This is a genomic window from Paenibacillus sp. (genome assembly GCF_031177825.1).
Classification (GTDB): Bacteria; Bacillota; Bacilli; order Paenibacillales; family YIM-B00363; genus Paenibacillus_AE.
Genome location: NZ_JAPSKE010000002.1, coordinates 316,903 through 340,648, shown reverse-complemented (window position 1 = coordinate 340,648; position 23,746 = coordinate 316,903). Strand labels below are relative to the sequence as shown.

Here is a 23,746-nt window from a genome sequence, read left to right as displayed (position 1 = left end):
TAACGTCTTTAAAATGAGGGGGAACTGACGTGGGGACGAAATTGTCGCTGAACGGCAGCGACTGGGAGTTTAAAGACTTCGTGGGCGAGGACTGGATTTGGCGCAATTCGGAGAAGCCGGACACGAAGGACGTCCGCTGGTGGCGGCGGGGCACGGTGCCGGGCACGGTGCTGCACGATCTGCTCGCCCTCGGCGAAGTGCCGGACCCGTATTACGAGCGCAATTCGCTGCTCGTCGAATGGGTGCCGCAGCGGACGTGGGCGTACCGCAAGCGGTTCGCCGTTCCGGCGTCGTTCCGCGGGCAACGACTGCGATTATGCTTCGACGGCATCGATTACGAAGCGCAAATTTTCCTTAACGGCAAGCGTCTCGGCGAACACCGGGGGATGTTCGTGCCGGCGGAATTCGACGTGACCGAACACATCCGGTTCGACGGCGACAACCACGTCGCGGTCGTCATCGAACGGGCGCCCGACGAGCAGCCGCAAGTAAGCAAGACGCGATACGTGCGCACGCATAAGAGCCGAATGACGTATTGGTGGGATTTCTGCCCTCGCCTCATTCATCTGGGCATCTGGGACCGCGTCTATCTCGAAGCGGCCGGGGACGTCCGCGTCGAGGACGCGTTCGTTCGCCCGGCGCTGACGGACGACTTCGCGGCAGCGGACGTCGCCGTGACGACGACGCTGCAATCGGCGACGGCGGCGACCGTCGAGACGGACATCGTGCTGTCGCTCGCAGGCCGCGAAGTCGCGAGGGCGTCGTCGACGCGCGCGGTCGAACCGGGGCGGTCGACGTTCGCGGAGACGCTGCGCATCGAGCGGCCGGAGCTGTGGTGGCCGAACGGAGCCGGAGCGCAACCGTTGTACGACGCGAAGGTGACGGTGTCGGCGCGCGGACAGGACGGGACGATGACGACGTCGGACGAGCGGACGACGACGTTCGGCATTCGGCGTATCGAATGGGCGCGCAACGAGACGCCGGACGAGACGGCGCTGCCGTACACGCTCGTCGTGAACGGACGCCGCTTATATATGAAAGGCTGGAACTGGGTGCCGATCGACGCGATGTACGGCGTGGAGCGGCCCGAGAAGCTGGAGCGGCTGCTCCGGCTCGCGCAGCGAGCGAACTGCAACTTGCTCCGCGTCTGGGGCGGGGGCCTTATCGAAAAGGAAGCGTTCTACGAAGCCTGCGATCGGCTCGGCTTGCTCGTCTGGCAGGAATTCATCCAATCGAGCTCCGGCATCGCGAACAAGCCGTCCGAGGACGCGGAATTCGTCGAGATGATGGTGCGGGAGGCCGAACGGTTCATCCCGCGCAAGCGCAACCACCCCTCCCTCGCCATCTGGTGCGGAGGCAACGAGCTGCAGCATGACGACGGCCGCCCCTTGGACGATTGCGAACCCGTGCTGGCGGCGCTGAAGGATGCCGTACGCCGTCTCGATCCGGACCGGCTGTGGCTGGCGACGTCGCCGACCGGCCGGCTGTTCAACAACACGCTCGAAAATATCGTAAAAGACCCGACCGGTCTCCACGACGTTCACGGTCCATGGGAGCACCAAGGGCTCGCGGAGCAATACCAGCTGTATAATCGCGGCACGTCGCTGCTTCACAGCGAATTCGGCGTCGAAGGGATGACGAACGCGAAGGCGCTGTTCAAGACGATCGCGCCGGAGCATCGCCTGCCCGCGACGCGCGACAATCCGATTTACTTCCATCGCGGCTCCTGGTGGAACAACGAACCGCTCGTGCAGCGCTCGTTCGGCGGAGGCATCGACGACGTCGAGACGCTCATTCGCGCCAGCCAGCTGCTGCAGGCGGAGGGGCTGCGGTATGCGGTGGAGTCGAACCTGCGCCGTCAATACCAAAGCAGCGGCACGCTGCCGTGGCAGTTCAACGAGCCGTTCCCGAACGCGTTCTGCACGTCCGCGCTCGATTACTATGCCGAGCCGAAGTCCGCGTATTACGCGGTCGCGCGCGCGTATCGGTCGCTGTCCGTAACGGCCGCGTTCGAGGCGCAAGCGTGGGCGGGAAGGGATTCGTTCGAGGCCGAGATTTGGGCGGCGAACGATAAGACGACTTCTCTCGAAAAGGTTTCGCTCACCGCATCGCTCGTCGATGGCTACGGCAACGCGCAGGCGTCGACGACGACCGCCGTCTCGATCGGCGCGAACGGTTCGACGCGGCTCGCTTCATTCGTTTCGTCATTGACGTCGCTTCGAAGCGATTGGTTTTTCCTCGACCTGACGCTGTCGGACGCGGAGGGCCGCAGGCTCGCCGAGAACCGGTACGTCTTCAGCGCGACGGCCGATCTAGCGCCGCTGCTCGCGGCGCCGCCGGCATCGCTGCGGGCGGAGACGGCCGCGGCGGCGGAAGACGCGGACGCGATCGCGGTGCGCGTAACCAACGCGGGCGACGTCGCGGCGATTCGGATGCGGCTCGAGGACGATCGGGAACTAGAGAAGAGGGGGGATGTCTTTTTCGAAGACAACGATTTCGATCTGTTGCCCGGCGAGAGCCGCACGGTGAACGTCTCGTTCTCGGGCGTGCCGAAGCCGGAGCGGCGCATCCTCCTGCGCGGGTGGAATACGGAGCCGATCCGCCTGGGATAACGGGACGTGCGTATGTCGTTCGCGGTCGCGCTCGGCGGGTAGGCGGAGCTGTTCAACGTGCAGAACGTGCGTTCTGGTTGTCGGTATGGTATGATAGGGGAAACGATTCGTTGTTGGAGGAAGTTCCGATGAAGCCGAAAAAAACATCCGACCTCATTGCCGAGACTCCAGTAACCTATGAAACGTATACAAGCCTGCCGGAAGACGGGCATCGATATGAAGTTGCGAACGGACGCTTGGAGCTAATGAGCCCCGCGCCGTCGCCTACGCATCAGTCGCTCAGTAATAATCTTGTTTTCCTTCTGAATTCCGGAGCCGGTTCGATCCGAAAGACTTGATTGCGTCTCGTTCACGATGAACGACTTGACGCGCGATCTCCCGCCGGAATGATTGGAACTATGGAAGGCCGCTCTCGACAGGCGCAACGCGCTTAATGGAGAGCGGCCTTTTTACCTCGGGAGAAGAGTGCCGATGTTAGCGGAACGTTCCGCTTCTAGTCACAGATGTAAGCGTAAAGCGCTGACGCAGCCGTAGAAAGTTCTGTCTACCCCCTGCCGCACCGGCGCTTCCTACAGCGACGCCTCCCCCGCTTTGACGCCGGCGAGGAACCGAGAGATCGCAAGGGAGGCGGCGCCGAGCGCGGCGGAATCGAGCCCGAGCGACGCGAACTCGATGCGGGAGCGGTCGCGGTGGTGGCGGAGCGAGTGGCGTTCGACCGCTTCCCGCAGCGGACGCTCGATCCAAGGCCGCGCCAATGCGAGCCGGTTGCCGATGATCGTCATCTCCGGGTTGAACGCATTGACGATCGTCGCGACGCCGATGCCGAGGTAGCGCCCGATCTCCTCCAGGATGCGGATCGCTTCCGCGTCGCCCGCCTCCGCGAGACGAAGAGCGCCTTCGAGCTCCGCAAGTTCGGGCGAGACGCTCGGGCGCGCCGTTAAGGCGATCTCGGAGGCGTACATCTCCCAGCAGCCCTCGCTGCCGCAGCCGCACGGGAGCCCTCGATCCGCCTGGATCGTCATGTGCCCGAGCTCGCCGGAGAAGCCGGAAGCGCCGCGGTACAGCTTGTGGTCGACGATGAGCCCGGTGCCGATGCCGACTCCGGCGCTGACGTAGATTAAGTCGCCGATGTCCTTCCCAATCCCGAACTGCTTCTCGCCGACGGCGCCGACGTTCGCTTCGTTGTCGATCACGACCGGCATCGAGACGCGCGTCTCGAGCATCTGCGCCAGCGGAGCGTCGCTCCAGCCGAAGTTCGGGGCCGTGAGCACGACGCCGGCGTCGTCGACGATGCCCGGCACGCCGAGCCCGACGCCCACGACGCCGTACGGCGACGCGGGCGCGCCGTCCGCGAGCGAGCGGATCGTCCGCGCCGCGACGTCGGCGACCGCCGCCGGGTCCGACACGCGCAGCCGATGCCGTTCCTTCGCGACGATGGCCCCGGACAAGTCCGTCAGGACGGCCGAAACGGAGTTGACGCCCAGGTCGACCCCGACCGCATACCCCGCGCCGGCGTTATATAACAGCATGACGGGCTTCCGTCCGCCGCTCGATTCGCCGAGACCGGTCTCGAGCACGAGACGTTCCTCCAGCCATTCGGCCACGAGGGAGGAGACGGACGCCTTGTTCAGACCGATCTTCGCCGAGATATCCGCGCGGGAGATGGGCGCATGCTCTCGAATCGTGTCGAGCACGAGCGATTTATTCATTCGTTTGATCAGCGTCTGGTCGCCGGTTAACTTCATGGCGCTTCGTTCGCTCCTATCGGCAGCAAGATTTCACTTATCATAGCACAATTTATGAAAATGATGAAACTTAGTTTGTTGTATCGACAAACGAAGTTGCTCATGGTAGACTGAAATCAGTTGGTCATACTAACGAAGAACTAAATCTTGGGAGGGCTTACAGGGATGAGCGTTTTCAAAGAAATCGGCAACATCCGTTACGAAGGCAAGGATTCGAAGAACCCGCTGGCCTTTAAACATTATAATCCGGACGAAATCGTTCTCGGCAAGCGGATGGAAGAGTATCTTCGATTCGCCTGCGCTTACTGGCATACATTCACCGGCGAAGGCTCCGATCCGTTCGGCGTCGGCACCGCGATCCGCCCTTGGAAGGGCTCCGGCCTTGACCTCGCGAAGGCGCGCGTCGAAGCGTCCTTCGAATTTTACGAGAAGCTCGGTATTCCGTTCTTCTGCTTCCACGACCGCGACATCGCGCCGGAAGGCGCCACGCTGCGCGAGACGAACAAGAATCTCGACGTCATCGTCGGCATGATGAAGGACTACATGAAGACGAGCAAGGTGAAGCTGCTGTGGAATACGGCGAATATGTTCACCAACCCTCGCTTCGTCCACGGCGCGGCGACGACGAGCAACGCGGAAGTGTTCGCGTACGCGGCGGCGCAAGTGAAGAAGGGTCTCGAGACGGGCCTCGAGCTCGGCTCGGAAAATTACGTCTTCTGGGGCGGCCGCGAAGGCTACGAGTCGCTGCTGAACACGAACATGAAGCTTGAGCTCGATAACCTGGCGCGCTTCTTCCATATGGCGATCGCGTACGCGGACGAAATCGGCTACAAGGGCCAATTCCTCATCGAGCCGAAGCCGAAGGAGCCGTCCAAGCATCAGTACGACTTCGATGCGGCGACGACGATCTCGTTCCTGAAGACGTACGGTCTGGAAGACCGCTTCAAACTGAACATCGAAGCGAACCATGCGACGCTGGCGGGCCATACGTTCGAGCACGAGCTGCACGTCTCCCGCATCAACGGCATGCTCGGTTCGATCGACGCCAACCAAGGCGACACGCTGCTCGGATGGGACACCGACGAATTCCCGACGGACCTGTATTCGGTTACGCTCGCAATGTACGAAATCGTGCAAAACGGCGGCATCGGCTCCGGCGGCGTCAACTTCGACGCGAAGGTGCGCCGTCAATCGTTCGAGGCGGACGACTTGTTCTTCGCGCATATCGCGGGCATGGACACGTTCGCGCGCGGTCTGAAAGTCGCGGCGAAACTCGTCGAAGACAAGGTGCTGGAGAACGTGCTGGAAGATCGATACGAATCGTTCCGTTCCGGCATCGGCCTCGATATCGTCAGCGGCAAGGCGGACTTCAAGTCGCTGGAAGCGTACATCATCGACAAGGGCGAGATTACGAACAAGTCCGGCCGTCTCGAGCAAATTCGCGCGACGCTGAACGATTACATTTTCTAAATCCATATTGAAAATGCAACCAAGGAGGGCTTCCGACAGGCGGCCCTCCTTCTTTAGGGAGGAGATTCAAGGATGAAGTACGTTATCGGCATCGACCTCGGCACGAGCGCCGTCAAGGCGCTGCTCGTAGGCCAAGACGGAACGATCAAAGCGGAGGCGTCGCGGGAATACCCGCTCCTTCAGGAGCGGTCAGGCCATAGCGAACAACGGCCGGAGGACTGGGTGCGCGGCACGATTCAGGCGATCCAAGACGTCGTCCGCTCCTCGGGGGCGCCTGCGGAGTCGATCGAGGGCATCAGCTTCTCGGGCCAGATGCACGGCTTGGTGCTGCTCGACGCGGCGCGCCGCCCGGTGCGCAATGCGATTCTGTGGAACGATACGCGCACGACGAAGCAATGCCGCGAGATCGAAGCGGCGCTCGGCGCCGAACTGCTCGACATTACGCGCAACCCGGCGCTGGAAGGCTTCACGCTGCCGAAGCTGCTTTGGGTGAAGGAGAACGAACCTGAGTTGTATGCGCTCGGGGAAGTGTTCGTGCTGCCGAAAGATTATGTACGGTACCGTCTGACGGGCGACATCGCCATGGACTTGTCGGATGCGGCCGGGACGCTTCTGCTCGACGTACGCGCGAAAGCGTGGAGCGACGAGGTCGCGCGGCGCGTCGGCGTGGACCGCTCGCTGTGCCCGCCGCTCGTCGAGTCCGGCGCGCTCGTCGGCACGCTGCTGCCGGAGATCGCCGCCGAGGCGGGGCTCCTGCCTGCGACGAAGGTGTTCGCGGGCGGCGCGGACAATGCGTGCGGCGCGACGGGCGCCGGGATCCTTAGCGAAGACGCGGCGATGTGCAGCATCGGCACGTCCGGCGTCATTCTCGCGTACGAAAACGATAAGAACCGCGACTTCGCCGGCAAGGTGCATTTCTTTAATCACGCCGCGCCGGACGCGTATTACGCCATGGGCGTCACGTTGTCGGCCGGCCACAGCCTCGGTTGGTTCCGCGATACGTTCGCGGCGGGCGTCCCCTTCGGAGAGTTATTGAAGGGCGTCGGCGACGTGCCGGTCGGCTCGAAGGGGCTGCTTTACACGCCGTATCTCGTAGGCGAGCGGACGCCGCACGCGGATGCCGTCATTCGCGGCAGCTTCGTCGGCATGGACGCGTCACATACGCGAACCGACTTCGCGCGGGCCGTCATGGAAGGCATTACGTTCTCGCTGAACGAATCGATCGAGCTGTTCCGCGCCGCGGGCAAATCGGTCGGCCGCATCGTCTCGATCGGCGGCGGCGCGAAAAATCCGGATTGGCTGCAGATTCAAGCCGATGTGTTCCGAGCCGAGGTCGTCGCGATGAAGAACGAACAGGGACCGGGCATGGGCGCGGCGATGTTGGCTGCGGTCGGCTGCGGCTGGTTCGGGTCGCTCGCCGATTGCGCGGAGACGTTCCTCGAATACGGCGCGGCATACGAGCCGAAAGCCGCCAACGTCGAGACCTATGCCGAGCTGTTCCAGGTTTATAAGGACGTATACGCACAGACGCGCGAGCTGAACGAACGGCTGGCGCCGTTCCGGGTGTAAATACGAACGGATAACAAAAAGCCGACGAATCGTCGGCTTTTTTCGCGTGCTCCGTTGTTTAGAGAATCGTGTTCTGGGCCGCGGATTGCGCTTGCTGCACCGCCTGCTGCGCTTGCTGCACCGCTTGCTGCGCTTGCTGGGCTTCCTGCTGCAACTGTTGTTGGGTCTGTTGGAACTGCTGCATCGCTTGCTGAGTTGCGGGCTGCGCCTGCTGCGAAGCGGATTGCGCTTGCTGCATTGTTTGCTGCGAAGCGGCTTGCGCTTGCTGCATCGCTTGCTGCGAAGCGGCCTGCGCTTGTTGCATCGCTTGCTGCAGCATCTGCTGTTCTTGCGCGGTCATTTGGGCGCCGAATTGCGTGCTCGCTTGTTGCAGCTGTTGCTGCGCTTGCTGCAGTTGTTGCTGCGCCTGCTGAATTTGCTGCGGATTCATGGACGCTTGCGCCTGCGTTAACGCTTGCTGCGCTTGCTGCGCGGTTTGGATCGCTTGCTGTACGGTTTGCTGGGCTTGTGCCATCGGTGTCGTCAACCTCTCGTCTCCGGATTTGTTGGATAGAAGAACCATCCGAACTTAACATGCGGCAATTCGGCTCGAATTATTACAGCCCAAGTCCGTGGACGGAGAGGAAACGCCCGACGCGCGTCGAAATGATTGGATTCGCACCGCATTTCAAATATTGGAGTGACTTCAATGAAGATTCGACTGAAACCGTTCGACTTGGACGAGACGGAAGCGCTCGTCTCCTTCTTGACCGGCCAGCCTTGGCCGTACCACGGCAATCCGAATCCGTCCGAAGAGAGCATTCGGGACGGCGTCGCGAACGGAAGATACACGGGAGAGGACACGCTGACGTTATGGATCGTCGAGGGGGACGAGAAGCTCGGATTGATCCGCTTGTTCGACCTCGGCGATCTGACGCCCGTATTCGATATCCGCATCGACGCCGCCCGCCGCGGGCAAGGCGTCGGAACGGCGGCGGTCCGCCTGCTGGCGGATTACGTATTCACGGAATTCCCGGACAAAATTCGGTTCGAGGGCCATACCCGGAACGATAATTACGCGATGCGCAAGACGTTCGCCAAGGCGGGCTTCGCGAAGGAAGCATACCACCGGAAGGCGTGGCCGACGAACGGAACGTTGTACGACTCGGTCGGCTATTCGCTCCTTCGCGAGGACTGGGCGGAGGGCAAGGTCAGCCCGATCGACTGGAACGATTTCCCTTATTAAGCTCGTCGCTTACCGCCACCTTGAACCACACATGGCGGTAATCGATCATGCCGAGCGCGTTGTGCTCCACGCCGCCGATCTTCGGGTCGAAGTATGCGTCGAAGGCGGAATGGAAGAGGAACACCATCGCGTGCGACGAGCGGATCGCCTCCGACAGTTCGTCGACGCAGCGCCAGCGGCCTGCGGGGGTCGGCTCGAGGAACATGCGGCGCATGAGATCCGCGGCCGTCTCGCGATGCGCGTCGTCGAGCAGATGCATGCCGACGGCGCTCGCGGGGGAGAAGACGAAGTCGACGAACGTCGCTTCGCCCTCTTCCATGACGACGCTGTAGTATACGATGTGGCCGGGCTGACGATCGACATTCGACTGGAAGTCGCAAAAACGGGAAATCCGAGGCTCAAGCGCGATGCCGTACCGAGCGGCGGATTCGCAGATGAGCTGCGTTTCCTTCGCTCGATTCGAGCTGGAATCGATCAAGAGCGTACTCCCGTCATAGCCGGATCGCTCCAGCAGCGATCGAATCCGCTCGGGATCGGGAGACGGCGTCGCGCGCTCCGCCCCTTCGACGAATCCGCTTGCGGGTCTGAGCCGATCGTCGCCGAGCGCCGCGATCATGGCCTCGCGATCGATCAGCTCGTCGAGCGCCTGACGGAACAGCGGATGATGCTGCGGTCCGGGGCGGCGAAGGTTGAACGTGAGCATGCGGCAGCTTCGGGCCGAAGACGTTCGGAGCTTGGCGTACTTCTCCGAATCGTCTCGGAACGCGAGTCCGCAAGCTCCCTTCTGGACGAGGTCGAGCCGGATCGGCAAGGAGGGCAGCTCGTTGACTTCGCTGATGAAGTGCATCTCCACGCGATCGAGATGCGGGCGTCCCAAGAAGTAGTGAGGGAACGCGTCCAGCACGCAAAGCCGATCCGTCCGTCGCGCGATCTGGAACGGGCCGGTCCCGACCGGCTCGTCGAAGAACGCGTCCCCTCGCAGCTCGAGCAAATCCTTCGGCAGAATCGAACCGCCGTCGAAACCGAGGATGCGCGGAAACCAGACGCAAGGCTCGCGAAGTTCGAATTCCACGACATGCGAGTGAAGCGCGGCTACGCTTCGGAGCAAGCCGTAGTTCGGATGCAGCCGCAACCGTTCGAACGTATAGACGACGTCGTCCGCGGTAAGCTCCCGCTTATGATGGAACAACACCCCTTTGCGTAAATACACCGTCCACTTCCGCCCCTCGGCGTCCGATTCCCAATGATGCGCCAGCCTCGGAACGACGTCTTCCCGTTCGGGATCGTACTTGACAAGCGTGTCGAAAATTTGCCGGCACAGATGACCTTCCCCCACGAAGTATATGCGGGCGGGATCGAGCGAGCCGATCTGGTCGTACACCGGAACCCGAAGCGCATCGAGCGCGCGCTCGGGTCGGTTTTCCCGCGTAAAGCCGAAAAATTCGTTCAGCCAAGACGAAAACCGCTCCGCGCCCTCGGCCAGGCGCCCTCGTTCCTGAACGAGCCGGATGGCGCCTCGTACGTCCCCCTGCTCCGCGAGCCGCCGGGCGACCTCCTCGACGATCCGCTCCCGATCCGCGAGCAGCTCGATCTCCGACTTGCGTCCCCGGCCTCGGCCCGGGTGCCAGGCGATCCACGAGATCTCTTCCATCTTGCGTAGGATGAACTTCGCGTTCCGTTCCGTGCATTGGAACACATGGGCGAGCCGCTCCAACGTTACGGGCGTTCGATCGCCGGCCTTCGCGACGTCCAACGCATCGGACAAATTCATGTAATGCGTCTCGAGCTGCATGCTCCGCTCCCCCTCCCTGCGTACTTGCTATCGAAAAGGTGAAAAGGAAAAAGTCTCAATTTCACTTTTCTTCTCCTTTTGAAAGTTTACAATGAAGATAGGAGAACGTTCAAGGGGGAATTCGCATGCATCATCCTTTTTTCGAAGAATGGAAGGCGCAGGAGGAAGCGAGAAGATTGGAAGAAGTCGGGAGAAGCGCTTGGAAGTCCGCCGCCGCGGAACCGCCGCTTGCGGAGCCGTCGTTCGCGGAGCGCTGCGGTGACCGCGTGTGGCGGCTGCGTCTTTCCTTCGTATCGCTTCAAGTATGCGTCTCGTTCCGCAGGAGCGGACAGCTCGACCGGTAATCGGGGATTTCCCCGGTCTTCCGACGGTTTCCCTTTCGCCGAAAACGCGATACACTAACCTGTAACGGCAAGGGAGAAGAGAGAGAGGGCATTCCGGTGGAGTTCGAGGCGTTGTTGGCCGATTTCGGCTATGCGGCATTATTTTTGGCTTTTTGCTTAGGGATCGTCGGGCTTCCGATTCCGAACGAGGTCGTCGTCATGTCGGGCGGCGCGTTGTCCTCGGAAGGTTTGCTGCTTCCGGTTCCGGCGTTCCTGATGGCGTTCGGCGGGATCAGCTGCGGACTGACCGTCGGCTTCGTCATCGGCCGATACGTCGGCTTGCCGATCTTGAAGCGGTTCGGAGCAAGGGGACCCAAATTCGAAAAAAATATCGAGCGGGCGCAGCAGCTCGTCGGCAAATACGGGAGCGCCGCGCTGTTATTCACGTATTTCATTCCGTTCCTTCGCAATCTGATGCCGTACGTCGTCGGCGCCAATGCGATGAAATACCGGACTTTCGCGTTGTACGCATACACCGGCGCGTTTTTATGGACGGCGGTCTTTTTTCTCGTCGGTTACTTTACCGGATCCAACGTTGCATGGGAAGCATGGGAATGATAAAGAAAGAACGATGGAGGAGAGCGTTCGGCCCCGCGGCTGAACGTTCTTTTTTTGACGCATAATACGGGTGTCTCGTCACAAGGAAGGAGGGATACCGATGGGCAGAGGCAATAACAAGCAGTCCGTGGACAACAACGAGTCCCAGATGCCGCAAGTGCCGAAGTACGACGTGCGCGACCGCGGCACCGCTTCGGAAACCGAGTTCGCGCAGGAGCTCGGAGACCGTTACGAGGTCGAGCGGAAGCAGGGCTTCCCGGCGACGGGCGTTCGAAGAAAGAACAAGTAACGCGCCGCTCCGCGTGCCGGGGCGCCGGATCTTACGCCGGCCGAGCTCGGGAGCGACGGATTGCGTCGCAAGCGATAGGAACGATGATCGGAAACGCGTCTCGCCGGACTTTCGGCGGACGCGTGTTTTCGTTCGGGAAGGAGGGCTATTTCCATGCTCGGCTTGATTTGCTATGATGCTGCTATCGACGAATATCGGGACGGTGCATAATGAAAAGAAAATGGTTGTCGGCATTGCTGATCGGCGCCGGCGTTCTCATTCTCGCTTATCCGAAGCTTTCCGAATGGTATTTCGACCGGCAGCAGGAAGCGTTGGTCGCACAATGGCAGGACGCGTTCGAGGCGATCGACAGCGTGGAACCAACGGAATCGGCGCCAGCCGATGTCGTTCCGGCCGGCACGGCATCTCCGGTTGCGGCGAGCGTGGACGCCGGCGAAACCGCTGATGCGGAGGCGGCTCGGCTGGACGAAAATATGGCGGGGATGCTATATATCGACAAGATCGACCTGGAGCTCCCCATTCTGCGCGGCGCGACGCAGAAAAACTTGAAGAAGGGCGCCGCCTCCATTGAAGGCGCCGGGGAGGCCGGTCAGGTCGGCAATTTCGCGGTCGCCGGGCATCGTAATCTAACGTACGGGCGCAATTTCAACCGTCTGGACGAGTTAGAGGAAGGCGACACGATCGAGGTCGACAACGGGGACGAAAGATATCAATACGTCGTGACCGAGAAGCTGTACGTGGAACCGCATGAAGTATGGGTGCTGGATTCGAAGGGAGACGAGAAAGAAATTACGTTGGTGACATGCCACCCCGTGAAAATAGCGTCGCATCGATTGATCGTCAAAGGCAAGATCGTGGAAGCGTAACGGAGACACGCAACTTTGGAACGAATTTTATCGTTCGAAACTCATAATGCCTATTCCTCGACCGGAGGAATAGGTATTTTTTTCATACTTTTTTCCTAAGAAAGGAAGTTTTTCGTCCCGTGTTCGACAGAACGGTTCCAGATTTGTAAAGAATCTGTACAGATTTGGCAAGTAAAATATGTATCGCCATCGGTGCGGGCAACGAGAATCAGCTCTAACAAGGAAAGCAGCTAAGGAGGGGAACGACAAAATAAAGGACGAAACACATCTAAAACCAGGCGGAGACATGGAGAGCAATCGGTTTGGAGGGAGAAATGTTTTTGACACGGAGATTGAAATCTACTAGCGCGTTTGCGCTGACCATCATGTTCGTCCTTCAAACCTTCCTCGGAGCGGGTCTCGCGCAGCCGGCGATGGCTGCGGGTACGGAGATCGCGGAAAACATCCTAGAAAACCTGCGAGTCACGATCACGGACAAGCACCAGTCCGTTACCGTATCCGTTTACGAGGGCGGGCAAGAGGCGCTGGCGAACATCGATTGGGAGCAAGACACCAAGGTTCGATTGGACTATGATTGGAAGCTGCAGGACGGTCATGGTTACACCGCGGACGATACGTTCAGCTTCTATTTGCCGGAACAGTTCAAGCTGTTCTCCGGCGACATCAATACCACGCTGCGCGACGAAGAAGAGGAGTTAGTCGCCTATTTCACCGTCGATGCAGTTACGAACCTAGCCGTCTTTCGGTTTACTGATTACATCCAGAAACATAACGGCGTCCAAGGAAGTCTCTGGTTCGAAGCGGGGATGGACCTGACCGATTTCGGAAACGACACGACGCAGGACATCGTGTTCGAGGTGAAAGGGCAGCAATTCTTGAGCTTCCAACTCCAATTCAAGCCGAACGTCGCCAGCGGCATCGAGAAGAACGGCGCCGCCAAGCCGGGCCCGTACAACGCGAAGACGATCGACTGGACCGTGGACGTCAACAAGGTGACGGACGCGGTATACGGCGCGCTCGTAACGGACGCTCTTCCGGACGGACTCGAGCTCGTGCCCGGATCGATCAAGGTGTCGGAGCTGGACGTCAAGTTGAACGGCGACGTCGCGATCGTGGCGGATGTCGATCCTTCCGAATACACGATCGGTACAACGGCCGAAGGCGACGATTTTACCGTAGCGCTCGGCAATATCGAGAAGGCGTACCGAGTCGCGTATTCGACGACGGTCGTCGATATGGCGAAGACATCGTTCGCGAACACGGCGACGTTCTCCCACGACGGCAACCCGGGCGGCGTCGACGACGACTGGACGGTAACCGTTCAGCGGGGAAGCCACCTGGCGAAGAAGTCGAGCGCCTATGACAGAGCTACGCAGCGGATCACCTGGGAAATCGAGTATAACTACGACGAGGCCACGGTGGCGGATCCGAAGTTGACCGACTTGTTCACCTCGTCTCAGGAGCTTGTGCCGGGAACGCTGCAGGTGCTGCCCGTGACGCTTAGCGGCAGCGGTACGGCAACGACCGGCGCGGCGTTGACCCTAGGATCGGATTATACCGTAGATCCGATCGCTGACGGGGCAATCGAAGCGGGGTTGCACGGGTTTACGATCGACTTTGCGAGCCCAAGCATCCAGACGGCCTACAAGATCGTATATCAGACCCGTTCGATCGATCCGGTCAAGAAGGCGATTACGGTTTCGAACAAAGTGTCCGAGCGGACGGACGGCGGATGGATCGGTCCCGTACATCGGGCGATTCAGCCGCTGGTCATCGAGAATAAGTGCGGTCCGTTCGATTACGCGGCGCAGACGGTCGGTTGGGAGATTACGGTACATAGCGGCGTCAACGAGATGCCGGCGGGGGTCGTTCTGTCCAGCGACATCGGAGCGAACTTGCAGTACTTGCCGGGAACGCTAGCGATCCGCGACGAGAACAATAACCCGGTCGATCTTTCCGTTGTCGACGTCGTGTATACCGGCGCACTCGACGAAAACTTCTCTATTACGTTCAATCAGCCGAGCCCGGAAAAGTATATCGTCAGCTACAAGACGAAATACGTCGACTTGGCCGGCGGCAGTATCACGAACTTCACGAACCTGGCGAGCGTTGCATGGACCGGACACGAGGATTTCACGAACAAGAGCGAGTCGCGGACTTGTACGCCTAGAGAGGAAATACAAAACAACGGGTTCAAAAAAGGCCAATATAACGCCAAAACTAAAGAAATAACATGGGACATCGGCGTCAACTACAACAGCGTGTCGGTCGCCGACGCGATTGTTTCGGATGAACTGCAGTCCGGGCAGAAGCTGGTCGTCGGTTCCATCAAAGTTTATCCGATGACGATCAACGTCAACGGAACGTACGCCGCGGACGAAAGCAGCTCGGTCGCGTTTACGAATCACTCTACTGCCGACAAAGTCGAGATCGGCTTAGGGAATATTACGACGCCATATTACATTACTTTCAAAACGACCTACGACGGAGCGTTAATCAACGACGACTCGGTTAACAACACGGCTCATCTGTTCAACGGCGCGACGAAGGTCAGCAAAGACTTGAATGCGACCGTTGAAGTGAAGCACGGCGGCGAATACGTGTCCAAGTCGGGCGTTCAAGACGGCTCCAAGATGAAGTGGACGGTGTACATCAATCGTGGGCTGTCCTATATCGAGAATGCGCGCATCGTCGACGCGCCGAGCGGCAATCAAGCGCTGATCGAGGACAGCTTTAAGCTGTACGACACGGCAGTCGCGGAGAACGGTACGGTGACGAAGAACGATCTTGTACCCGATACGAACTACGATTTCGAAATCAGGACCGACAGTGTCGCAGGCACGCAGCAATTCGAGCTTGCCTTCCCGACTCCGATCGAGGAAGCGTACATTCTAGAGTATGAGACCTTGATCGATGCGGAGCACGGCGAACAGGTCGGCAATTCCGTTACGCTCGAAGGATCCAACGGCGTCGTGCCGAAGACGGATGTCGAAACGGAAGTCGTATCCTTCTCCTCCGGCGGCGGATCGGGCAGCGGCGTTACGCGGAAGCTGACCGTCGAGAAGGTAGATGCGGACAACGAAGCCTTGAAGCTTTCCGGCGCGACGTTCAAGCTTGAGCGATTTAAGAACGGCGCATGGGAAGTCCGCGGCACCCAAACGACGACGGCCGGCGGTACGGCGGTGTTCGAAAAGCTGCTTTCCGGTACGTACCGGCTGACGGAGACCGGAGCGCCTTCCGGTTATGTGCTGAATCACGTTCCTCTCGAGTTTACGGTACTTACCACGGACGGCGACGTTCAGCAGAAAGTGGTAAACAGCAAGGTCCCGGTTCCGGCCGACCGAAAAATTACGGTAGAGAAGGTGGACGCGGACGACGCCGGCGTAAAGCTGGAGGGCGCAAGCTTCAAGCTGGAGCGGCTCGTTGCGGGCGTTTGGACCGAGCAAGAGACGGGGACGACGGATGTGAACGGCGAGCTCGTCTTCGATCAATTGGCTACGGGAGATTACCGAATAACGGAAACCGCCGCCCCGGCAGGATACGCGCTGAACGCGACGCCGGTCAACGTGACCGTGGCAGGCGTAGACCGCGAAATCCAGGTCGACAACGAGAAAGTCGTCGTCCCTCCGCCGGTGTACGATCTTAAAGTAGTGAAGGTCGACGCGGCCGACGCGGCCGAGAAGCTTGCAGGCGCGACCTTCAAGCTGGAGCGTCTCGCGGGCGGCATCTGGACCGAAATGGAAACGGGAACGACGGATGCGAACGGGGAGCTCGTCTTCGATCAGCTTCCGGCAGGCGACTACCGGATCGTGGAAACCGCCGCGCCGACGGGATACGTCCTGAACGCGACGCCGGTCGACGCGACGCTGACGAGCGCGAATCGGAACATCGTCGTGGAGAACGAGAAAGTCGTCGTCCCTCCGCCGACATACGACATTACAGTCGTGAAGGTGGACGCGGCCGACGCGGCCAAGAAGCTTGCAGGCGCGAGCTTCAAGCTGGAGCGTCTCGCGGGCGCCGTCTGGACCGAACTGGAGACGGGAACGACGGACGCGAACGGGGAGCTCGTCTTCGATCAGCTTCCGGCAGGCGACTACCGGATCGTGGAAACCGCCGCGCCGACGGGATACGTCCTGAACGCGACGCCGGTCGTCGCGACGCTGACGAGCGCGAATCGGGAGATCGTCGTGGAGAACGAGAAGACCCCTCCAGGCCCTGGACCAGGACCAGGACCAGGACCAGGACCAGGACCAGGTCCTGGACCGACTGACCCGGATCCAACGGATCCGGAGCCGACAGATCCTCCGGAACCTACGGATCCTCCGGAGCCGACAGATCCTCCGGAGCCGACAGATCCTCCGGAACCTACGGTCCCGGACCCGACAGACACGGATCCGACAGAACCTTCGGAACCGACAGAGCCTGCAACGCCGGAAACGCCTGAAACGCCGGAAGAAGAGGCGCAGTCGTCGGAGGAGCAACCGGGCGTGATTCGCTCCGAAACGACGGAAAATACGACGGTCGAAGGGCGCGTCGAAGTGCCTGTAGGCGGGACGGCGGCGATGTGCCGAAATCCGTCGAACGGTTCGGCTACCGTCTCCGAAGACGGCGTATGGAAATACACGCCGAATCCGGGGTATGTCGGCGCGGACCAATTCTGCATCGCTGTAACGGATGCCGAAGGCAATGTGACGGAATATCGATTGGCCGTCGACGTCAAGGGCGTTACGGTCGCCAATGGCCAACTCCCGGCTCAAGAGGGACGGGAAGGCGCCGTACTTCCGAAAACCGGGGAAACCTACCCGATCGCGGCGACCGTAGCCGGCGTGATCCTTATTGTACTGGGGTTGGCGGTGGGAATCCGACGGAGAACGAGCGTTTCGGATCGCTGATCCAGCTTTCCTTTCATTTGCAGGGCTGTTTCCTCGCCGATTTCCGGCGAGGGGCAGCCCTTTTCGTTTGTTCCGGAAGCCGTTTCGACGATGAAGTCAACCACAGTTAAATGATGACCCGTACTCCCCACCCGGAGTTAACCCGATCGTCGCGTTCGTATGGTAAGGTTAATAGCAGAACGGACGAAAAGGAGTAACGAACATGAAGCTATCCGTGTTTACGGTCGCGACGCCGGATCTAACGCCGGCCGAGCTCATCCCGATCGCCAAGGAAGCCGGTCTGGACGGTCTGGAATGGCGGTATACGTCTACGGCTCCGGAGCGGAGGAACGAAGCCCCGTCCTTCTGGGGCAACAACTTATGTACGATCGACCCGGCGACGACGACGGACGAGGAGCTCGACGCCCTCGCGGAAGCGGTTCGCGGCCATGGTTTGACGACGGCGGCGCTGACGCCGTATTTAACCGCCGGCGACGTCGAAGGGACCGAGCGGGCGATGCGCCATGCGGCGCGGCTCGGGGCGAAGGCGATCCGCGTCGGCGTACCGCGGTACGACCGCACGGCCGATTATAACGACTTGTTTTCGAAAGCGGTTGCGTACCTGGAGTCGGTCGAGGCGCTGTCGAAGAAGTACGGCGTGAAGGGACTCGTCGAGACGCACCACCAGACGATCACGGCAAGCGCTTCGCTTGCGCATCGTCTCGTCGGCCGGTTTTCTCCAGAGCACGTCGGCGTGCTGTACGACCCCGGCAACTTGATCCACGAGGGCTACGAGAACTTCCGCATGGGACTGGAGCTGCTCGGGCCGCACCTCGCTCACGTGCACGTGAAGAACGCGGGCTGGTTCCCGGGGGAGACCGCCGGTGCGCCGTGGACATGCCGATGGGTCGCGATGGACCGGGGCATCGTCGATTGGAAGCAGGTGCTCGCCGATTTGAAGTCCGTCGGGTACGACGGTTGGTTCGGCGTCGAGGATTTCAGCGGCACGCACGACACGAAGACGATGCTCGCGACGTATGCGGTTTGGTTTCGCTCCTTGGCGGAGCAAGCGTAAGGATACCATTTTCGAACGGGGAGAGATCAAGCATATGAACCAAGTCAGAATCGGCATCGTCGGCATGGGCAACATGGGGTGGGGGCACGCGAAGTACCTTACGGAAGGCAAAGTGAAGGGCGCCGTATTGACGGCGGTCAGCGACTTGTTCGAATCGAAGCGACAGCAGGCGAAGGAGACGTTCGGCGAAGGACTAGCGACGTTCGAATCCGCGGAGGAGATGTTCGCCTCCGGCCTCGTGGACGCGGTGCTCGTCGCGACGCCGCACTACGATCACCCGGAATGCGCGATTCTCGCGTTCCGTCACGGGCTGCATGTCCTCATCGAGAAGCCGGCAGGCGTCTATACGAAGCAAGTGCGTCTCATGAACGAAGCGGCGGCGGCGAGCGGGAAAGTGTTTTCCATCATGTACAACCAACGCACGAACCCGATCTATATGAAGCTGCGCGATCTGATCGCCTCCGGCGAGCTGGGGGAAGTCCGGCGGACGAACTGGATCATCACGAACTGGTACCGTTCGCAAAGCTACTACAACTCGGGCGGCTGGCGCGCGACGTGGGCGGGCGAGGGCGGCGGCGTCTTGATCAACCAAGACCCGCATCAGCTCGATCTATGGCAGTGGACGATCGGCATGATGCCGACCCGCGTCCGCGCGTTCTGCCATTTCGGCAAGTACCGCGACATCGAGGTCGAGGACGACGTAACCGCCTATGTCGAGTACGCGAACGGCGCCACCGGCGTGTTCGTAACGACGACCGGCGAAGCGCCGGGCACGAACCGGTTCGAGGTGACGGGCGACCGCGGCAAGATCGTCATCGAAGACGGCAAGCTGACGTTCTGGCGTCTGCGCGTGTCCGAGCCGGAGTTCAATGCGACGTACACGGGCGGCTTCGGGCAGCCGGAATGTTGGAAATGCGACGTTCCGATCGTGGGGACGAGTCCGGAACATATGGGCATTACGCAAAACTTCGTCGACGCGATTCTGAACGGCGCGCCGCTTATCGCCCCAGGGGAAGAAGGCATCAAGGGACTCACATTGTCGAACGCGATGCATCTGTCTACCTGGACCGACAACTGGGTCGATCTTCCGATCGACGAAGAGCTGTATTATGAGCTGCTACAGGAGCGTATTCGCGCTTCGACGTTCAAGAAGCCGGAGGCTTCGGGCGACAAGGTGCTGAGCGTCGGCGGCACGTTCAATTCATAAGGGCGGGGGATATTGGAAAATGGTGCAAAAAAACGACGGCATGAACTATGCCCCGCAAGGGAAACCGAAGCCGGTCGTGGAGAAGGGCGAATTCGTCTTCGCCGCGACGGCGCTCGAGCACGGTCACATCTACGGCCAATGCAACGGCTTGGTCGAGGCGGGCGGCACGCTGAAGTGGGTGTACGACCCCGACCCGAAGAAGGTCGAAGCGTTCGTGGCGAAATACCCGGGCGTACGGGTCGCTAGTTCGTTGGATGAAATTTTGCAGGACGCCGACGTCCGTCTCGTGGCGGGGGCGGCGATCCCTTCCGAACGATGCGCGCTCGGCCTTACGGTCATGGAGCACGGCAAAGATTACTTTACGGATAAGACGCCGTTCACTTCGCTCGAGCAGGTGGAGGCGGCTCGGGAAGCCGCGACCGCTACCAGCCAGAAGTATATGGTGTATTACAGCGAACGGCTGCACGTCGAGAGCGCGGTGTTCGCGGGGCAGCTGATCGCGGACGGCGCGATCGGGCGCGTCGTGCAGGTGATCGGCACGGGGCCGCATCGATTGAATGCGCCGTCGCGGCCGGACTGGTTTTTCAAGAAAGCGCAGTACGGCGGCATTCTGTGCGACATCGGCAGCCATCAGATCGAACAGTTCTTGTTTTATGCGGGCTGCTCCGACGCGCGGGTCGCGTCGAGCAAGGTCGCGAACTATCATAACAAAGATTATCCGGAGTTGGAGGACTTCGGCGATGCGACGCTTATCGGCGACAACGGCGCGACCAACTACTTCCGCGTCGACTGGCTGACGCCGAACGGACTCGGGACGTGGGGCGACGGCCGGACGATCATCCTCGGCACGGAAGGCTATATCGAGCTTCGGAAGTACATCGATATTGCGCGGGAGAAATCGGGAGATCATCTATACTTGGTCAACGGCGAAGGGGAGAAGCACTTGTCGCTCGGCGGCCAGGTCGGGTATCCGTTCTTCGGCGAATTGATCTTGGATTGCCTGAACCGAACGGAGAAGGCGATGACGCAAGCGCACGCGTTCAAGGCCGGCGAATTGTGCGTCCGTGCGCAGCTGCAAGCCGAGCGGGTAGAATAAGCGAGGCGGATCTTGTACAATGGGGGAAAGCCTGATTCGGGAAGGATCCCTGGACATGAGACCCGTAGAGCTCGGACATCGGAAAGATCACCCGTTGAAGATGACGTTCCATTCGCATCCTCACTATGAAATCTTCTTCTTTCACAGCGGACGATGCAATTACGTCATCGGGCCGAACGTCTACTCGCTGTTGCCCGGCGACTTGATCTTGATGCACGGCATGACGCTGCACACGCCGAACCCGGATACGCGAGTGCCGTATGTGCGGAGCATGATTCATTTTCAGCCGGAGTTTCTGCACGAGTTTATGAATCGGAAATATATCGCTCCGCTGCTGAGGCCGTTCGAGGAGCTGCGCAATTATCGGATGCAGACCGGGGCGCGGAAGGACGAGGTCGAGCGGCTGCTCGCGGATATGGCGGCGCTGCAGGACTCGCCGGAGGAGCGCGCCTACGAGCGGTTCCTACTGCGTTTTATCGACTTGCTGTACGTCGTGGGCGAGCTTTGCCGTTCGCCCATGGCGGCGGACGCCGTCGACGGCGCGCGACCGGAGCGGGAGCATCATGTGCAGCGCGTGATCGACTTCATCGAATCGCATTACGCGGAGGACGTCTCGATGGAGGACGTGGAGCGAGAGCTGCATGTCAGCCGGCATTATCTCGCCAGGGTGTTCAAGGCGTGGACCGGCTGGACCGTGTTCCAGTTTCTGTATCAGCGTCGGATCAATCAAGCGAAGACGTTGTTCTTCATCGACGGCGAGCTGTCCGTTTCCGAAGTGAGCGAGCGCGTCGGTTTCAAGCACTTATCGCACTTCAGCCGCGTCTTTAAGCAGTGGGAGGGTTGCGCGCCCGAGCAATACAAGCGGTCGCTCGCCGCCTCGCCCCGTACGTGGCGGAGTTGAGCGGGCAGCGCCGAGCGTGGTAGAAAATCATCATCGTTAGTGCCTTTTACGCGCAAAGCATGCGCCGTCGGCCTCTTGGCCTGCGGCGCTTTTTTTGTTGCGCTTTGTATCCGGAGGGGAGAGGGGCATTGATGTTCGAGGACCGATTCGAATCGTGGTTTCGGGATCATCTTGAAACAAGCACGGGAGAACGTCGCCGACGTTTGAAAGAAAACTACGGGGATGCGGAAAAGTAACGGCGACGATTCGCGGACGAACGCAGAAGGGACGCGAGTTTGCAGGGTGTGGGTTGGCGCATCGCCCGGTTTGCGTTTGACGACATCAACGAGAAGCCTTGGGTTTGCCGTCGGCTGTTAGAGATGATCATGAGTGGACCGGCGAAGGGGAGGGAGGGGGATTCAGAAAGCTTCAGCAAGTACAGAATCGTTAGGCATGCGATGGTGTTGGGAGGGACCATTAGCGTGAGGGAGGCCCGGGGGCTCCTTGGACTCAGCGATAAGCCAACGCTTGCCCTGGGCCGGTGGAGTCGGAGGTTTCCGACTCCTGTTACGCGCCGCCGTAGATCGTCTGCCGCACGGAAGCGTCGACCTCGTCGGGGCGGCCGTCGAAGACGACGCGGCCTTCGCGTAAGCCGACGATCCGATTGCAGTACGCGAGGGCGAGCTCGACGTCGTGCAGGTTGACGACGGTGACGCGGCGGGCGTCCTCCCCGTGAATGCGCGCGAGGAGCTCGAGGATGCCGCGCGAGGTGACCGGGTCGAGGCTCGACACCGGCTCGTCCGCGAGCAGGACCGTCGGGCGCTGCACGAGCGCGCGCGCGATCGCGACGCGCTGCCGCTGGCCGCCGCTGAGCTGCTCGACGCGGCGCGGACCGAAGCCGCCGAGCTCGACCGCTTCCAGCGCGGCCGCCGCCGCGGCGCGTTCTCGCGCGCTAAAAAAACCGAGCGCATTGCGCCATGCCGGACGCTGCCCGATCGCGCCGAGCAGCACGTTCGTCAGCGCGCTCGTGCGAGGGACGAGCCCGAATTGCTGGAACACCATGCCGATGCCCGCGCGGCAATCGCGCAGCGCCCGCGGACCGAGCCGCGTCACGTCCCGGCCGTCGATCTCGACCGAACCCGACGATGGCTTGACCAGCGCGTTGATGCAGCGGATGAGCGTCGACTTGCCCGCGCCGCTGCGACCGAGCACGCCCGTCATCTCGCCGGGGCGGAAGTCGATCGTCACGCCGCGTAGCGCAGGCAAGGCGCCGCCCGAGGCATAATCTACGGTTACCCGCCGGAGTCGAACGGTCATGAACAACGCCGCCTTTCTTATATCATTTTTCTTCGCGCCCAAGCGCTGAGCGCGTCGGCGAGGAGGACGAGCGCCATAATGACGATTACGTCGACCGTCACTTGGGCGTACTTGAAAATTTTAAAATGCATGAACAATTGCTGTCCGATGCCGCCGGCGCCGATGAACCCCAAGATAAGGGATGTGCGGATCGCGACCTCGAACCGATAAAAGTATTGCGAGACGACGTTCGGCGCGATCTGCGGCAAGATGCCGTACAGCGCCTCCATGCCGCGCGACGCGCCCGCCGCGCGGAGGGCCTCCTGCGGCGCGGGATCGGCCGCTTCGACCAATTCGGAAACGAGCTTCCCGAGCACGCCGACGTTATGAAGCAGGATGGCGAGGACGGCCGGGAACGGACCGAGCCCGACCGCGACGACGAAGAGCAAGCCGAAGACGATCTCCGGGACGGAACGCAGAAAGCTGAGGAACGCGCGTACGGCGCCCCTCAGCCATGGTGTCGCGACGTTGCCGGCCGCAAGAAAGCTGAGCGGCAGGGCGATGAGCAAGGCGAAGAAGGTGGACAGGAAGGCGATCATGAGCGTATCGATCGACAGCCGCACCGCGTCGCCGAGTACGCTCCAGTCGGGAGGCAGCCAGTCGTTGCGCAGGAAGACGACGATATTCGCCGCCGCGGCGAACTTCGTGACGTCCAACTCGAGCCCGATCCAACTCAAGGCGAGCAGGACCGCTAACGCCGTTCCTAAAGCGACCGTACTTTTCTTGAGCCAAAGCATACTTGCGTAGCCTCC

General features: G+C 60.8%; 19 protein-coding genes. 14 read left to right on the top strand and 5 right to left on the bottom strand.

The annotated features are described in order from the left end of the window. The first annotated feature begins 29 nt into the window (after window positions 1–29). A complete protein-coding gene (locus RIN49_RS03755; RefSeq protein WP_309118815.1) occupies window positions 30–2,612 on the top strand; it encodes a glycoside hydrolase family 2 protein in 2,583 nt (860 codons plus the stop codon). A 128-nt stretch (window positions 2,613–2,740) separates the two neighbouring features. After that, window positions 2,741–2,950, top strand: coding sequence for a Uma2 family endonuclease (locus RIN49_RS03750; RefSeq protein ID WP_309118814.1), 210 nt, complete (start codon window positions 2,741–2,743; stop codon window positions 2,948–2,950). Window positions 2,951–3,181: 231 nt separating this feature from the next. On the opposite strand, the gene RIN49_RS03745 is transcribed toward RIN49_RS03750, so the two are convergent. Beyond that, on the bottom strand, window positions 3,182–4,357 hold the full coding sequence (locus RIN49_RS03745; RefSeq protein ID WP_309118813.1) for an ROK family protein: 1,176 nt from the start codon (window positions 4,355–4,357) through the stop codon (window positions 3,182–3,184). 165 nt (window positions 4,358–4,522) lie between these two features. On the opposite strand from RIN49_RS03745, the gene xylA reads away from it, so the two are divergent. Both xylA and xylB read left to right on the top strand, forming a co-directional pair. Then, entirely contained in the window at window positions 4,523–5,827 is a 1,305-nt protein-coding gene (gene xylA, locus RIN49_RS03740) for a xylose isomerase (RefSeq protein WP_309118812.1), read from the top strand. A gap of 72 nt (window positions 5,828–5,899) precedes the next feature. Continuing rightward, window positions 5,900–7,396, top strand: coding sequence for a xylulokinase (gene xylB, locus RIN49_RS03735; protein WP_309118811.1), 1,497 nt, complete (start codon window positions 5,900–5,902; stop codon window positions 7,394–7,396). 58 nt (window positions 7,397–7,454) lie between these two features. Here xylB and RIN49_RS03730 read toward each other — a convergent pair whose 3' ends face one another. Further along, complete coding sequence (locus RIN49_RS03730; RefSeq protein WP_309118810.1) at window positions 7,455–7,910, bottom strand: hypothetical protein; 456 nt, start codon at window positions 7,908–7,910, stop codon at window positions 7,455–7,457. Window positions 7,911–8,084: 174 nt separating this feature from the next. On the opposite strand from RIN49_RS03730, the gene RIN49_RS03725 reads away from it, so the two are divergent. Further along, window positions 8,085–8,621, top strand: a complete 537-nt coding sequence (locus RIN49_RS03725) for a GNAT family N-acetyltransferase (protein WP_309118809.1) — start codon at window positions 8,085–8,087, stop codon at window positions 8,619–8,621. On the opposite strand, the gene RIN49_RS03720 is transcribed toward RIN49_RS03725, so the two are convergent. Next, complete coding sequence (locus tag RIN49_RS03720; RefSeq protein ID WP_309118808.1) at window positions 8,587–10,413, bottom strand: ABC transporter substrate-binding protein; 1,827 nt, start codon at window positions 10,411–10,413, stop codon at window positions 8,587–8,589. The two genes, RIN49_RS03725 and RIN49_RS03720, sit on opposite strands and share 35 nt — an antisense overlap. 125 nt (window positions 10,414–10,538) lie before the next feature. Here RIN49_RS03720 and RIN49_RS03715 point away from each other — a divergent pair, with 125 nt between their 5' ends. The 9 genes from RIN49_RS03715 to RIN49_RS03675 all read left to right on the top strand — a co-directional run bounded on the left by RIN49_RS03715 (window position 10,539) and on the right by RIN49_RS03675 (window position 21,659). Continuing rightward, window positions 10,539–10,757, top strand: a complete 219-nt coding sequence (locus tag RIN49_RS03715; RefSeq protein WP_309118807.1) for a hypothetical protein — start codon at window positions 10,539–10,541, stop codon at window positions 10,755–10,757. Between the two features lie 96 nt (window positions 10,758–10,853). Then, entirely contained in the window at window positions 10,854–11,354 is a 501-nt protein-coding gene (locus RIN49_RS03710; RefSeq protein ID WP_309118806.1) for a DedA family protein, read from the top strand. 100 nt (window positions 11,355–11,454) lie between these two features. Next, window positions 11,455–11,643: a YfhD family protein gene (locus RIN49_RS03705; protein WP_309118805.1), complete on the top strand. Its 189-nt coding sequence runs from the start codon at window positions 11,455–11,457 to the stop codon at window positions 11,641–11,643. Between the two features lie 209 nt (window positions 11,644–11,852). Further along, complete coding sequence (locus tag RIN49_RS03700) at window positions 11,853–12,509, top strand: class D sortase (protein ID WP_309118804.1); 657 nt, start codon at window positions 11,853–11,855, stop codon at window positions 12,507–12,509. Between the two features lie 320 nt (window positions 12,510–12,829). Beyond that, window positions 12,830–17,401, top strand: coding sequence for a collagen binding domain-containing protein (locus tag RIN49_RS03695; RefSeq protein WP_309118803.1), 4,572 nt, complete (start codon window positions 12,830–12,832; stop codon window positions 17,399–17,401). A 202-nt stretch (window positions 17,402–17,603) separates the two neighbouring features. Further along, window positions 17,604–18,455 (top strand): sugar phosphate isomerase/epimerase family protein, encoded by an 852-nt coding sequence (locus RIN49_RS03690; protein WP_309118802.1) that lies wholly within the window; start codon window positions 17,604–17,606, stop codon window positions 18,453–18,455. Between the two features lie 34 nt (window positions 18,456–18,489). Continuing rightward, a complete protein-coding gene (locus tag RIN49_RS03685) occupies window positions 18,490–19,662 on the top strand; it encodes a Gfo/Idh/MocA family protein (protein WP_309118801.1) in 1,173 nt (390 codons plus the stop codon). Between the two features lie 19 nt (window positions 19,663–19,681). Then, window positions 19,682–20,758: a Gfo/Idh/MocA family protein gene (locus RIN49_RS03680; protein WP_375295204.1), complete on the top strand. Its 1,077-nt coding sequence runs from the start codon at window positions 19,682–19,684 to the stop codon at window positions 20,756–20,758. 55 nt (window positions 20,759–20,813) lie between these two features. Next, window positions 20,814–21,659, top strand: a complete 846-nt coding sequence (locus RIN49_RS03675; RefSeq protein ID WP_309118800.1) for an AraC family transcriptional regulator — start codon at window positions 20,814–20,816, stop codon at window positions 21,657–21,659. Between the two features lie 546 nt (window positions 21,660–22,205). On the opposite strand, the gene phnC is transcribed toward RIN49_RS03675, so the two are convergent. Beyond that, window positions 22,206–22,955, bottom strand: a complete 750-nt coding sequence (phnC, locus tag RIN49_RS03670; protein WP_309118799.1) for a phosphonate ABC transporter ATP-binding protein — start codon at window positions 22,953–22,955, stop codon at window positions 22,206–22,208. A gap of 17 nt (window positions 22,956–22,972) precedes the next feature. After that, window positions 22,973–23,731, bottom strand: coding sequence for a phosphonate ABC transporter, permease protein PhnE (phnE, locus tag RIN49_RS03665; RefSeq protein WP_309118798.1), 759 nt, complete (start codon window positions 23,729–23,731; stop codon window positions 22,973–22,975). Between the last annotated feature and the right edge of the window lie 15 nt (window positions 23,732–23,746).